General features: G+C 65.1%; 11 protein-coding genes. 3 read left to right on the forward strand and 8 right to left on the reverse strand.

Annotated features, from left to right (window positions below; translation table 11 throughout):
* The first annotated feature begins 284 nt into the window (after positions 1 to 284).
* Entirely contained in the window at positions 285 to 584 is a 300-nt protein-coding gene (locus AC3ZJJ_RS13395; RefSeq protein WP_489892309.1) for a hypothetical protein, read from the forward strand.
* Between the two features lie 770 nt (positions 585 to 1,354).
* On the opposite strand, the gene AC3ZJJ_RS13400 is transcribed toward AC3ZJJ_RS13395, so the two are convergent.
* The 8 genes from AC3ZJJ_RS13400 to AC3ZJJ_RS13435 all read right to left on the reverse strand — a co-directional run bounded on the left by AC3ZJJ_RS13400 (position 1,355) and on the right by AC3ZJJ_RS13435 (position 10,544).
* Positions 1,355 to 1,489 (reverse strand): hypothetical protein, encoded by a 135-nt coding sequence (locus AC3ZJJ_RS13400; protein WP_489892310.1) that lies wholly within the window; start codon positions 1,487 to 1,489, stop codon positions 1,355 to 1,357.
* A gap of 78 nt (positions 1,490 to 1,567) precedes the next feature.
* A complete protein-coding gene (locus tag AC3ZJJ_RS13405; RefSeq protein ID WP_489892311.1) occupies positions 1,568 to 2,707 on the reverse strand; it encodes a flavin reductase in 1,140 nt (379 codons plus the stop codon).
* 26 nt (positions 2,708 to 2,733) lie between these two features.
* Entirely contained in the window at positions 2,734 to 4,023 is a 1,290-nt protein-coding gene (locus AC3ZJJ_RS13410; protein WP_489892312.1) for an NtaA/DmoA family FMN-dependent monooxygenase, read from the reverse strand.
* A 105-nt stretch (positions 4,024 to 4,128) separates the two neighbouring features.
* The gene (locus AC3ZJJ_RS13415) at positions 4,129 to 5,805 is read right to left on the reverse strand and encodes a CocE/NonD family hydrolase (RefSeq protein ID WP_489892313.1); all 1,677 of its coding nucleotides are present in this window, start codon (positions 5,803 to 5,805) and stop codon (positions 4,129 to 4,131) included.
* A 62-nt stretch (positions 5,806 to 5,867) separates the two neighbouring features.
* Positions 5,868 to 6,956, reverse strand: coding sequence for an ABC transporter ATP-binding protein (locus tag AC3ZJJ_RS13420; RefSeq protein ID WP_489892314.1), 1,089 nt, complete (start codon positions 6,954 to 6,956; stop codon positions 5,868 to 5,870).
* A gap of 64 nt (positions 6,957 to 7,020) precedes the next feature.
* On the reverse strand, positions 7,021 to 8,847 hold the full coding sequence (locus tag AC3ZJJ_RS13425) for an ABC transporter permease (protein WP_489892315.1): 1,827 nt from the start codon (positions 8,845 to 8,847) through the stop codon (positions 7,021 to 7,023).
* A 19-nt stretch (positions 8,848 to 8,866) separates the two neighbouring features.
* Positions 8,867 to 9,418 carry a nuclear transport factor 2 family protein gene (locus AC3ZJJ_RS13430; RefSeq protein ID WP_489892316.1) on the reverse strand — a complete coding sequence of 184 codons (552 nt, stop codon included), beginning with the start codon at positions 9,416 to 9,418 and terminating at the stop codon, positions 8,867 to 8,869.
* A 31-nt stretch (positions 9,419 to 9,449) separates the two neighbouring features.
* Positions 9,450 to 10,544, reverse strand: coding sequence for an ABC transporter substrate-binding protein (locus AC3ZJJ_RS13435; RefSeq protein WP_489892317.1), 1,095 nt, complete (start codon positions 10,542 to 10,544; stop codon positions 9,450 to 9,452).
* A 326-nt stretch (positions 10,545 to 10,870) separates the two neighbouring features.
* Here AC3ZJJ_RS13435 and AC3ZJJ_RS13440 point away from each other — a divergent pair, with 326 nt between their 5' ends.
* Both AC3ZJJ_RS13440 and AC3ZJJ_RS13445 read left to right on the forward strand, forming a co-directional pair.
* On the forward strand, positions 10,871 to 12,403 hold the full coding sequence (locus tag AC3ZJJ_RS13440) for a GMC family oxidoreductase (RefSeq protein ID WP_489892318.1): 1,533 nt from the start codon (positions 10,871 to 10,873) through the stop codon (positions 12,401 to 12,403).
* 3 nt (positions 12,404 to 12,406) lie between these two features.
* A complete protein-coding gene (locus AC3ZJJ_RS13445) occupies positions 12,407 to 13,921 on the forward strand; it encodes an aldehyde dehydrogenase family protein (RefSeq protein ID WP_489892319.1) in 1,515 nt (504 codons plus the stop codon).
* The last annotated feature ends 55 nt before the right edge of the window (positions 13,922 to 13,976 follow it).

Consider the following 13,976-nt stretch of genomic DNA (forward strand, 5'->3'; position numbering starts at 1 on the left):
GGCGGGATCGCGTGGAAGGCCTGTGAAGGCTGACCACTGGTGCGCCCCAGGTCTTCCTAGACGTCGGGGGGCGTTCCCCGGTCCAGGCAAGTCTGGCCGTGCACCTTTCCGAGCCCCACGTCGCACCGCTTCCGCGGCGCGGTAGGTCGGTACGGGGGCGCGCCCCGACTCCCTGCCTTGGTGCCCCTACACGTTTCACTGGGCACGTAGTATCTACATCGTCTATTCAAAACACTCATGCGATGGAACGGGGTAGCAACATGGCGGTAGCGACAGGAAAAATCATGCGCAGGGGGGCCGCCGTAGCGGCCACCGCATCACTGGGGCTCGCGTTGCTCGGCATCGGGGCGCCCCCGGCCGCCGCGGCCAAGGCAGGTTCCTACGTCACCGCCAAGATCGTCAACTTCGGCGGCACGACGTATACGGGATGCGAGGCAGCGCGGAAGCGGCAATCGGCCAGCATTGAGGCAAGCCCCACCATGTGGGTGATCTCTTCGCCCCTGTGCTACCGGAGCAAACACGTGTCCAGCATTGGCACGATCACCTATGGCTACTCATACGGCATCGTCTACGGCTACCGGTAACCCCTGTCCTGAAAGGCCGGTGACGGCGCCGGCAGGCACGGTGGACGGGGATTGCGTGTGGGGAGCGCCGTGTTGTGGGCGGGTGGAGCCGGTGTGGAAGCTCGGGCCGTCCACAATCAAGCGTTCGGCACCTCTCCCCCGGCAACAAGTCTCGCCGTGGGACACCAGGTGCCGTAGACGTACCCGTTCTCGTCGGTGAAGACGACGTGGAGCAGTCCTGCGCTCCGCGCCGTCACGGTCGCCGGGGTCCGTGTGGCCGGCCTCGCTCGGCAGGTCCGCTGGTGTTACGGAGGGATGGGTTCGGCGGGCTGGTTTCCGGGCATGAATCTGCCAACCGGTGGACGGCGCCCTGGTGGGTGAAGGTATCCGGGTCACCCCGTGGGGTCTCTTCCCGGGCGGGGAGCGGACGGAGGCGGCGGCAGGGGAGCCGCTCGGCTATCCCCGTCTTATCGAACGCCGATAACGGCGCATACGTCAGCCTCTAAAGAGAATTCGAGCAACGCTGGGCTTGCAAGCACTGAGCATGTGATGTCCCGGAAAGGAATCTCCGGACCCCTCGGCGGCTGACCACGCTGGCGTAGGCGTGGTGGTCAACGGTGGCGTGTCGTAGTGTTGTGGGCCGGTGAAAGCGTTGCAATAGCCCGGCCCGTCCACAGTCAAAAGCAGGACGGCACGCGGCCGCGGCCGCGCCCGTCGGGGGGGCTTCGGTTGGGCACCGGGCGGTGCGGCGCAGGGGTCCGAAGCGCTTAGCATGATGCGCTCGCCAGTGTTCAGTCCCGGATCCAGAGGACGCCCAAGTGCGGGGCGGCCATGTCGATGTAGCCGTGGATGTCGGCGCCGTTGGCGTCCCTGCCCTTGATCAGCTCTCCGCAAGGATGTGCCAGTAGGCGCTCGGGTCCTTCCATCGGCGTCTCCTCTCGGGCGTTGGCGGTGTTTTGGTACCACGGGTGGGCCGGATGGCGCAGTACCGGATCGGTTCCGGCCTAGACATACCCCCCGCGCCGTCCGATGGCGATCCTCGCGAATTCCTTCGCCTGATGGCTGTAGGCACGGACGGATGCGACAGCTCGAATCATGTCCTTTTCCGCGAGGGCATCGTTGAGCTCCTTGAGGTGCTTCTGGTCGAGTTGCTCCTGCCACTCCATCTCGCTCCACACAGACCGCCAGACGCCTGCGATACTCAGGCGCCGGTATGAATCCAGTAACTGCGTGGACCCGGAAAGCGCCACGAGTGTCGTGTGGTATTCGGTGTGTAGGGCAAGGAATTCGGCTGCGTCTTTTCCGGCGGTCGCGCGGAGGTCGGCCATCCGGTCAACGAGGGTGCATAGTTCGTGCATGGTGGCTTCGGGGATGCGGTGGATGTGGTTTGCGATGACACCGATCTCGATGTTGGCCCGGGCATCGTAGAGGCTTGCGCTGAGCTCGACGGTGATGGGAACCGGCGTGAAGTGGCCGGCTTCGTTTCTTTCCACGAGGGATTCCGTTGAGAGCTTCACCAGCGCGTTGTGGACGTCGTCTGTCCTACCCTCGAGTTGCTCCGCGATCTGATCGGCGCGGAGGGGGGCCCCGATCGCGACTTCCCGCTCTAGTACCATCCGGCGGACCCTGGTGTAGGCATCTTGCTCACGCAGGCGTTCCAAACGGCCGAAGGACCCGCTGAAGTACGCCAACGGGCGTCCCGGCAATGTTTGGGCCTCCAATGCGGTGCCGAAGAAGACCGAATGCGTGCCACCGCGGGGGCGGTCGTCGACCCTGCACACGATGGAAGCCAGCGCCCCGTTGAGGACCGGAACTCCACCGTGCTCCGAGAGGCGTACGTCGATGCCTGAGAATTTGTCGTCCGTCTTCTGCCCGAATTGTCGGGCGACCGGCCCCTGGTCCTCTGCCAGGATGTTGATCCCGAAGACGCCTGCTTCGATGATGGCGTCGTGGGTCGAGCTGGTCGCCTTGAGGCAGGCCAACATCATGGGCGGCTCTTCGGACAATGCCAGCACCGCCGAGACCGTGGTGCCGTACAGTCGGCCTTCAACCGCGGTGGTGATGACCGTGACGCCGCTCGCGAAGTGCGCGGCGGCTTCCCTGAAAGCCTCGATGCCGATCGAAGTGTGCGCTTGCAGTTCCATGGTGGTATCCCCTCGTAGGTTTGACATCATGCAGCGGGGCGGGCCAGACCCAGATTCTCGCGGAGCGTCGAACCCTCGTATTCCTCGCGGAAATACCCGCGGCTCTGGAGTTCGGGAACCAACTTTTCGCAGATCCGCTCGAACCCCCCGGGGTTGAAGGGCGAGTTCAGGTTGAACCCGTCACACGCCCCCGTGTCGAACCAGTCCGTCATGACGTCGGCGACCTCGCCGGCGGTGCCGGCCATCCACATGTGCCCCGTGGAGCGGGCCCGTTCCACGATGAGCTCACGCAGCGTCAGACCCTCGTCGACGCTCTTGCGCCGGAAGATGTGGTAGCGGCTGCCCTTGCTGGGGTCCTCGGAGAAACGCTCGTGGGGGATTCGTTCGTTGACGTCGATGTCGTCGATTTCGATCTTCAGATCCCCCGCGATTTGGTGCCGACCGGCTTCGAGATCGAGATGGTTCGCGAGATCCGCGGCGATGTCCTGGGCCTCTTTGGCGGTGTCCCCGATGATGGGCAGGATGCCGGGAAGCACCTTCATTCCCAGGGGATCCCGTCCGAGTCCTCTTGCAAGATCCTTGATCTCGGCATAGAAGCTGCGGGCGCCCTCAAGTCGCGGTTGCGCGGTGTAGATGAGGTCGGCCACCTTGGATCCGAGGCCCATGCCTATGGCCGAGGAGCCCGCCTGCACCAGGACCGGGCGCCCCTGGGGAGGCCGGGGCATGTTGATTGGTCCCGCGACCTGGAAGTGTTTGCCTTCGTGGTTGATGGGCCTGAGTTTCGATGTGTCCACCCAGCGGCCGGTGGAACGGTCCGCCGTGACGGCGTCGTCGCCCCAGCTGTCCCAGAGCTGCTGGACGACATCGACAAATTCGTCGGCCCGCTCATAGCGTTGTTCCGGCGCCGGGGTGCCGGAACCTCCGAAGTTGGCGAATCCGTCCCGGGAGGTGACGATGTTCCACCCTGCCCTTCCTCCGGACATGTGATCGAGTCCGGCCATCTGGCGGGCCACATTGTATGGCTCGGTAAAGGACGTCGACATGGTCCCGATGAGCCCGATCTTGCTGGTGAGCGCGGCCAGCGCGGACAGGACGCTGATCGGCTCGTAGAAGCCGTTCATCATGATGTCTCCGCGCATCGTCGCGTTGGCGTGCACGATGTCCCCGAAGAAGACCGCGTCGAGCTTGGCGTCTTCGGCCATGCGGGTCAGGTCGGCGACGAAGGAGAGGTTGCCGAGCTCTTCGGCGCGGCTTCCTTCCAGGCGCCAACTGTCGCGGTGATAGCCCGCGGGTAGAACGAATGTCGTCAGCACCATTTGCCGGGCTGTGGAGGGTATTGGCACAACGTCTCCTACGTGTTGGGGGGGGTCCTGGATTGCGGCGCTGGCGTGGGTGAGGGCCGTCTGCCGTGGTCGAGGGGTCTAACCGTCGCTCACCGGGTGAACGGAGAGGCTCAGGTACGCATCGTGGGGTCCACCTGCGCGGAGGCGCCAGTTGCCCTTGTTGCGCAGGTCCTGATGCCTGACGACCGGGGACGTCAGGTCCGCCTCCCGGTCGACGAAGTCGTGGCCCAGGATGGTTAGTCGCAGCTCTTCTCCCGCGTGGAAGCGCGTCGCCGAGGGCCAGATCTCGATGTCGAGTTCCACGGCCGTGCCGGGTTCGAGCGGTTCCTCGGCCTCGTGCGGGTGGACCGGCCGCAGCTCGGTCGACGCCGCGGCGTCCACCGTCCGGTGGCTGGCGCGCAACCATCCGAGGGCCACGGGTCCGTCGTCGAAGAGCGCGTTGAACGGGTAGCGGATCTCGCGTCCGTGGGCGTCGAACTTGCGGACGGCGACGAAGACGTCCGCGTCGTCGGCGGAGTCGGTCTCGAGCCAGAGGTGCAGGCGCATGGGCCCGACGACGTCGCGGTCCTCGGTGAACACGTGGGCGGCGTCGAACCGGCCGGTGACGGCGTCGATCTCCGTGGTGCCCTCCGTTTCGGGCGCTTCGCTGCGCAGGGTCCCGCTTTCCACGTCGACGTGCAGCCTGACCGCCGTGTCCTCCGGCACGGGCCACGCAATGTCCGTCCGCTCAGTGTGTTCGGTGGCGGTGTCGCGGATTTCCATCCGCACGGTCGGCCAGGCGTCCGGCCCGGGGCCTTCGCCGAGGAGGAAGTGGTCGAAGAAGGTTCGCTGCCTCTCGATGCTTTCGGGGCTGTAGAAGTGCCGCCATTTCTTTTGCCCGTGGACCTCGAGCCACTTCTGGGGGCTGGCCATCCTGTCGAAGGCCTCCAGCGTTCCCCGCGAGTGCAGGCCGTGGTCGCTCCAGCTGGCGACGACATAGGCGGGGACCTCGATGTCCTCCAGCGGCGGGTACTTGTCCCGGTAGTAGTCGGACATCAGCGGGTTGGCCAGCACGTTGGCGTGCGTGTCCTCGGTGCGGGTGCGCGAATAGCCCATGTTTTGGGACGCGCGGGGTATGAACCCGGTTTCCGGGATACCCCCGTGGAAGGCGAACTCGCGGTACCAGTCGGAGAAGCACTCCCACGGGCTGATGGCGGCAAGCGAGGGCGGACGCATCGCCGCGGCGACGTATTGGATGCCCGCGAGGTAGGACACGCCCAGCATGCCGACCTTCCCGCTGCTCCAGCCGGCCCCGCCGAGCCATTCGATGGCGTCGTGGACGTCCTCGGCCTCCTGGGGGCCGTTGTGTCGTCCTTCGCCCTCGCAGTTCCACATGCCGCGGGGGTCCGCGTAGGCCACCGCGTAGCCGTGGGCGCACCAGTAGGCGGGGTCGGGGGCCTCGAAGCCCGTGTGCTTGGAGATCCAGCCGTCCTCGAGGCCGGCTCCCGGCCACAGGTGCGCCTTGGTGTTGTGCTTCCCGTAGGGGCCCCAGGCCAGGAGGACGGGGAGGCCCGTGGCCGCGAGGGACGGCCTGTAGATGTCCAGGTAGATGCGGACGCCGTCGCGGAGGACCACCGCGACGTCCTTCTCCAGGATGAGGCCGCCAAGGTCCCGGACCTCGTGGTTCAGGGGCGGTAGAGGGGGTTTGCCGATGGCGTTCTGCGGGTCCAGCCCCTCGCGGGTAATAACGTTGTACTGCATTTCTTGCACGTGCACGTCTGGCTCCTAGGTCTGGTTGGCTGCTGGCGGTCGGTACGGACGGCTGCCTGCTGTCTTGGCTAGCGGTCCAGTACGACCACGTGGTCCCGGTGGACGGAGAACTCGACAGCCACGCCGTCTCCGCCTCGGCCAATGAACTGCTGTGCCCCGGCGGGCACTTCCACGTGCACTGCCACTCCGTCCGCAACGTCGATGCGCGCCGTCCACACCTCGCCGATGTAGGTGCTGTCGCGGACGACCCCGCGCCCGGTGAGCGCCGCGTTTTCGACGGTGCCCAGCCGCACGTTCTTGCCGCGGAAGGCGAGGGCGTCGCCCGGCGACGCGCCCGGGGCGTGCCCCGGACCGGGAACGAACACCAGGCCACCGGCGGTTAGTCCGGGCGTGGAGCCGGGCCCGGTTCCACGCACGCATTCCAGGACGTTCTCGAAGCCAACGAAGTCCGCGGCGAATCGCGACACGGGTCGGGAATGAATCTCCTCCGGGGTCCCGATCTGCTCGACGCGGCCGCCGTTCATGATGACGATCCTGTCGGAGAGGGCAAGGGCCTCCTCCTGGTCGTGGGTGACGTAGAGGGAGGTGTTTCCGAATTCGTTGTGTAGCCGGCGAATTTCGGTCCGCATGGCGACGCGAAGTTTGGCGTCGAGGTTGGAGAGCGGCTCGTCGAAGAGCATGACGCCCCCTGCGGACACGAGGCCGCGCGCCAGCGCGACCCGCTGTTGCTGGCCCCCCGAGAGTTCGTGGGGGTACCGGTGCGCATGTGCGTCCATGCCGACGGCCTGGAGAGTGCGCGCGACGAGGCTCTTCAGATCGCGCTGTGGTGTCTTGCGCCGCTTCAACGGGTAGGCGACGTTGGCGTGGACCGTCATGTGGGGCCAGAGAGCGTAGCTCTGGAAGACCATGCCGATCTTGCGCTTGTGTGCGGGCAAGAAGCTATGGGACTGGGCGTCCGCGAAGGTGCGGTCCCCCGCGGTGATGGTGCCGCTGTCGGGGTCCTCCAAGCCTGCGACGCAGCGCAGCGTCGTCGTCTTGCCGCACCCGCTGGGACCCAGCAGCGTAACGAATTCCCCGTCGCCGAAGCTCAAGTCGAGGTTCTTGAGAATGTGGTTGGAATTGAAGGACTTGTTGACGTCGCGCAAGGTGATCTGCATGGTGCATTCCTTAATCTTCCGGCGCTGCCGGGCTGGCTCGGGGTCCGGGTTGTCGTTCTGCGGGTTAGGCCGGCGTGGTGGTCATCGTCGTTGATTCCGCCGGTTTACCGTCCAAGTCGGGGGCCAGGGCGGTAGTTCCACCGTCGGTCTTCGGCCCGCTGTCCGTGCCCAATGGAGCGGGCAGGCTCTTCTTGGGTTTGGCCCCCGGAATGCGGCGCCGCAAGAGTTTGGACAGGGTGAACGCGAGGCCGGCCATGACGGCGAAGCTGAGGATCAGGAGCAGGGCGGCCGCTGCGGCTATTGGCGCCTTGCCCTCGACGTACCGGCTGTAGATTTCCACGGAGAGGTAGTTGCTTCCCGGTGCGGAGAGGATCAGTGGGGTCGAGAGAACGCCGCAGATAACGACGAAGCACAGGAGCCATCCGCTGACGAGGCTGGGGAGCATGAGCTTGATGACGACATCCCAGACCGCGCGGTATTTGGTGGATCCCGACACCCAGGCCGCCTCTTCGAGGGACTTGGGAATCTGGGCCATCGCGGCCCCCGTTGTCCGGCCGGCGAGCGGGATGACGCCGACGAAGAGGGCAAACACCATGATGACGGCGGTGCCGTAAAAGCCGGTCAGGAATGGGACTTCGAGGAACAGCCAGAGGACGCCGAGTGCCAGGATCAGGCCCGGCATTGCCAGACCCAGCCACTGGCTGTATTCGATGAACCGCGAGAGCATTCCGGACTTGAAGCGCGACGCCCAGCTGAACGCCGTGGCGGCACCCATGGCAAGAAATGCTCCGAAGACAGCCACGCCGAGGGTATTGAGGTACGCGTCGACCATGCGGTTGTTCTCCAGGACGGCCTCGTAGTTCTGGAATGAGAACCCCGTCTCCGCCCCGAGGAATGGCGAGAGCGACACACGGATCAGCTGGTACATCGGCAACACGAGGGTGAGCAGACCGAACACCGCTATCAGCGCGGTGAACAGCCAACGCCACGCCCCGATGTCTCGGCGCAGTGGCCGGGACTCCTTGCCGCCGACGGTGACGAAGTTCCGCTTGCCCAGAATGCGGATCTGGAGGAACACCAGCGCGACGAGGACGACCATAAGCAATACGGACATGGCGCTGGCCTGGGCAAAGAGCGGACCGGTGGAGTTCGAGAGATACGCATATATTTCGGTGGGGATGACGAAGATGCCTGCCGGAACACCAAGGATCTGCGGGGCGTCGAAGGATTCCAGGAACAGGACGAAGCTGAGGATCATCGCTCCGGTGATGGCCGGCGCCATGATCGGGATCTCCATCTGGAAGAACGTCCTCACGGGTCCGGCCCCGCTCATCCGGGCCGCCTCGTCGAGCGAACGGTCCATGGCCATGAAGGGCCCCAAGACCAGGAAGAACTGCAGCGCCACGAGCCTCATGGACGAGACCAGGACAATGCCCCACCACGATTCCGCGTTGACCACCCGTGCCTGCTCGCCGAAAAGGGAACCCAGGACTTCGTTGACTAGGCCGACCTTCTCGTTCCCGAGCAGGCCCCACGCGATGGCGAAGAACAGGCCGGGAGTGGCCATGAGGATGAACATGAGAGCGGGAATCAGCGACCGCAACGGCGTGTTCGTCTTCGTGTAGACGACGACGAGAGTCAGTGCGACCACGATGGATATGGCGACAGTCGTCGCCCCCATCAGGAACGTCTGGAGCACTACTTCGTGCACGTCGGCAGAGGTGATGACATCGGCAAACATGGCTGTCGAATAGTTGCCCTCGTCCCCGAACATCTCGGTTTTGAACGCGCCCTGGACGATCATCGTTGCCGGCGCCACAAAGCAGGCGAGGCAGACGAGCGCGATCAATACCTGGGGGTTGGAAAGTGCGTACTTCGCTCGGTTCAGCATGTCCGTCCTCCGGTCCTGATCAACGGGCCGCGGCACCGACGGCGGTGAATCCGCCGCCAATGACCTGGCCCTCGAGAACCGCCGCTATCTCCTCGTCGGTGTCCGGGCGGTTCACGCGGAACCAGAGGTCCTTGATCTTCCAGACGCCGTCGATGCGCTGGTAGTGGCACTTGTAGTGCCCCTCCGACCACGGCCCCCAGACGCGCATCATTCCGAAAGATGTGCGGAACTCGCACTGGAACCTGTGCCACGTCCACTCCCCGTAGGCGCTGTCACCGTTCACCGTTATCGAGGGCGAGGAGAGGATGTAGCCGTCCCTGCTCTTGACGACGTCCTCGAGATCCGTCGAGAACATCGCCGCGATGTTTTCCCGTCCCTGGTGGCGTCCGTGGTTGCGGATGTCGCAGACGGCATCCTCCGCGTAGGCGTTCGCGACGCCGGCCCAGTTCCGGTCCGCCAGGTCGGTCACGTACTGGTTTTGCAGCTTTTCGATCTCCTGAACCGAGGTCAGGTCCTCGAGTCGCCGCTCCATTCGCTCGAGTCGTTCGACGAGTTGGGCTTCCGTTGACATGGTTTTTCTCTCTTCGCTGTCTGTGCTGTCGCTACTGGCCGGCTACGGATTTGAACAAGTCGCCGTACTCGACCATTTTTTCCCGCATGATCGACTGCTTTGGAAGTTCCACGAACTTGGCGTCTTCCAGCCGCGGCCAGCCGTAGGGTGACTCGACCGACGCGTCCTGATCGATGGGGAAGTTTCCCGACTCGAGCGTCTGACCCTGCGCCTCGGCCGTGAACAGGTAGTTCAGCAGGAGCTTGGACGCCTCCGGGGATGGGCCGTTGGCCGCGAGCATCCACTTCTCCGTGGCGATCACGTTGTCCTCGTCCATGAAATGGACGTTCACGGGGGCGCCTTCGTCCTTGGCATTCTGGACCGAGGTGGCCGCGGCCAACGGTTGGAACGCGAACTCTCCGGAGCTGATCGACTGAAGGGCCAACTGGTCCTGCGCGACGATCTTGGCGTGGCTGCCGACAGTGCGCAGCCAGTCCTCGTCCACGACTCCGGCGTTGAGCAAAGTGGTGAGGACCGTCATCGTTCCGCCTGGCGTCGAGGGGTTCATGAACGTCAGCTTGCCGTCCCACTCGTCCTCGGCCAGCTCTGACCACGTTCCGGGGAGCGCGGCGGGATCCAGTTCCCCGGTGTTGTAGGACGAAGCGAAGAAGAGCGCCCACGGTGCATGATAGAAGCCCTTCGGGTCCTCGATCTGGTCCGGACTGATCCTTCCCGCGGTCCAGCCGGGGACTTCGAAAGTGGCAGGCGTGTAGGCCTCGGCGAAGCCCTGTTCCGCGTAGCGGTCGGCATTGGGATTCGAGATCACGCCGGCGACGTGGCGGCCGCTCTCCTTTTCCGCGTCGAGTGCCGTCTGCAGTTCCGCCCCCACGTAGGTTTCGGGCGTGATGGTCAACCCCGGGAAGCGCTCCTCGAATCCGTCGTACAGGGCCGCGAATTCGTCGTGGTGGCCGGCATAGATCGTGACCTCCGTGTTGCCGCTGTCAATGGCCGCGTCGTACAACGCGGTCATGTCCTCCGACTGGGCGCTTTCAAGCTTCAGGGACGAGAGGTCCAGTTCGCCGCCTGCCGGCGAGGCCGGACCGGCACACGCCGACATGGTGAGCGCACCGCAGGCCAAAACGCTCAAGACAGCCAGACGGACTGGTTTCAGGGGACGCATCATTGCAAATCCGTTTCTCAAGGAGGGTGTTTGGGGCGACCTAGCATCGCCAAGGAAAGTCAGCCATAGCCGCCAGACTTAGTCAATGGTCAAACATAAATTAATATGAACCAAGTCGCATAACTTGAGGCAAGGTGGGCATGATGCAGGACTTTATGGGGAATTCGCATCGATAAACAGGTACGACTCTTGACTATATTTCGCATGCACGTGGTCTAATTTGTGTTAGCTTCATCACTGCTGAGAGTCCCCAACGACCCCTATTCAAACGAGAACCCTTGGAGCGCGCCGCCATGAGCAATTGGGACTACGTCATCGTCGGGGCCGGCTCCGCCGGGGCCCTGCTGGCCTCTCGCCTCACGGAGAACCCCGACCTCTCCGTCCTTCTGCTCGAGGCCGGGCCCGACTACCGGGCCAAGGACACGCCGAAGGAATTCACGGACCGGACCAAGGGGCTCGGCCTGGCGCTCGAACCGCCACGGAACCACCTAAACCCGGAATTCTACTGGCACAACACCACCGCCACACGGGCGAAGGGGCAGGAGCCGTTCCAGTACCGTCGGGGCCGTGGCCTCGGTGGCAGCTCGACCATCAACGGGCTCTACGCGATCCGGGGCGTGCGTGACGACTTCGACGCCTGGACGAAGCTGGGGGCCGCGGGATGGGGTCCGGAGACCATGTTGGAGGCGTTCCGCAAGATCGAAAACGATCTGGACTTCGGAGATCGGGCCCACCACGGGACGACCGGGCCGACGCCCATCTACCGTGAGCCGGCGGCGGGTTGGGGCGGAGTCGACCATGCCGTCCGGGACGCCGCGCTGGCCGCCGGCCACCCCTGGCACCCGGACCACAACGACCCCGACAGCAGCGGCGTGTCGCCCACGGCGATGAACATCAGGGACGGCAGGCGCGTGTCGACCAACGACGCCTATCTCGAGCCGGCCAGGGACCGCGCCAATCTGACGATTCTCGGCGACATCCTGGTCGACCGCGTGGCGTTCAGGGCGGACACGGCCGTCGGCGTTGTCGACTCCAGCGGGAACGAGTACGGCGTCCGCCCGGGTGGGGAAGTGATCCTGTCCGCCGGTTCGACCTTCACGCCCGCCATCCTGATGCGCTCGGGCATCGGGCCGGCCGACCAGCTTCGGAGCCTCGGTGTGCCGGTCCGGGTGGACCTGCCGGTAGGCGCCAACGCACAGGACCATGCGGTCACCTTCGTCGAGGTGCCCGTCGTGGAAGAGGCGCAGACAAGCGTCGGCAACCGGCCGACCAACATCGTCGTCCGCTACTCGTCGGGGCTCGGCGAGGGGCGAACCAACGACATGATGCTCCTGGCCACCAACCACAACTACTGGTTCGGCCGGCCGACGGCCGGCATCGCGGTGTCCCTGGAACAGCCCTACTCCCGGGGAAGCATGGTCCTACACTCCACGGATCCGCATGACGAGCCGCATTTCGACCTGAACTTCCTCTCGGACGAACGCGATCTGGTGCGGATGCGCGACGGCCTGGTCCGCGCGCGAAACCTGATGGACCACGACGCGTTCCGCCGCATCATGACAGGCGCTCCGACCTCTCCCGGGACGGACGAGGAGATCATGGCAACCGTCAAGGACACCATGCACCTGTGCTGTACCGCGCGGATGGGAACGGAGGGAGACCCGGACGCCGCGGTGGACACCAGCTGCCGCGTGCTGGGGGTCGGTTCCCTGCGGGTGGTGGACGCGTCCGTGATGCCGACGGTTCCCAGCGCCAACACCTACCTGTCCGTGCTTGCCCTGGCGGAAGCATTCGTCACCAACCACATCGAAACGAAGGAGTCCTGAGCCATGACGACACACCCGCTCGACGAGCTAACCGCGGCCCAGGCCGCCGATACGGTTCGCAACATCAGCCAGGATCTCCGGCACCTCGTCGGGGGCCAATTGATCGAAGGCTCCGTTCCCGGCGAGGTCAGGGCGCCTTGGGATAGGGAACTCGGGATTGACTACCTTCTGGCCGACTCCGGCACCGTTGCGGCCGCGATCCAGGCCGCCGCCACGGCGTTCCGCGCCGGGATCGGCCCCATGCATGAAAGGCGGCAGGTCTTGTCCGCCATGGCCGCCGAGGTGCGCGCGCACCAAGACGAGCTCGCCCTGCTCATCGCCTTCGAGACCGGAAAACTCCTGCCCTCCGCCACCATGGAGGCCGCGGCATCCGCCTCCAGCCTGACCTATTGGTCCGGCGTCGAGGTCCCGACCGAGGTCACGGAGGACGGAGCCGGGGGAACGACGAGTCTTGTTCGCCGCCCGCTCGGCGTCGTGGCGGCCATCACCCCGTTCAACATGCCAGTTCTCATGATGGTCAACAAGATAGGGGCCGCCCTTATCACTGGCAATTCCATCGTGTGCAAGCCCTCCCCCGCCACGCCCCTGAGCGCTTTGCATTTTGCGCGCGTCATCTCCAACGCCGTTCCCCCGGGATGGGTCAATGTCGTAGCGGGCGAAGACAGCGCAGGGCCCATCCTTTCGGAGTCGCCGGACGTCGCCATGGTGTCCTTCACCGGCAGCATCGCCGTCGGCAAGCAGATCATGCGCGCCGCCGCGTCCACGTTGAAGCGCGTGCAATTGGAACTGGGGGGCAACGATCCTGCAATCGTCGGCCCCGATGCCGACCTCGACGTCGTTGTCCCCCAAATATTCCGGGGCGCTTTCGGTTCCAGTGGGCAGGCCTGCGTGGCCATCAAACGCGTCTATGCCCACGAGTCCATCGTCGACGATGTCGCGCGCCGGTTGGTGGTGCTGGCAGAGGCCACCCGTGTTGGGAACCCCTTCGACCCAGGGACCACCGCGCCGGCGCTGACCACGGAGGCCCAGTTCGACCGCGTGCAGGACCTTCTGATGTCGGCACGGAAGGCCGGGGCGGACATCGCGTACGAGGGCAAGCGGTCGAAGTCTCCGGGCTTGTTCATGCAGCCGTCCATCGTCACGGGAATTTCCAACGGCACGCCGCTGGTGGACGAGGAGCAATTTGGTCCCGTCCTGCCGGTGGTTCCCTACGGGAGCGTCGACGAGGTGATCCGGTTGGCCAACGACGGACCACACGGGTTGGGCGCAACGCTTTGGTCCAACGACGAGGAGTTCTTGGCTCTCGTAACGCAGGGACTACACACGGGAATGGTTTGGGTCAATGGCCTCGGCCGCCCGAATCCGTCGATCCCGTTCGGCGGAGCCAAGGAGAGCGGGTTGGGGCGAGAGGGAGGACTTGCTGGCATTGATGCATTCTGCGAACTCGTTGCCATAACCCGATACGGGGCCCAGCCGGCAGGGCCCCCGGACGTCAAGACAGGGCTGGTGGCGTCGTGAGTCATTTGTTCGATTCAACCGCTCCCTCCGGCAACGGTCGCTTTCGCGTCCTCGT

Source organism: Arthrobacter sp. AOP29-A2-19, assembly GCF_058138025.1.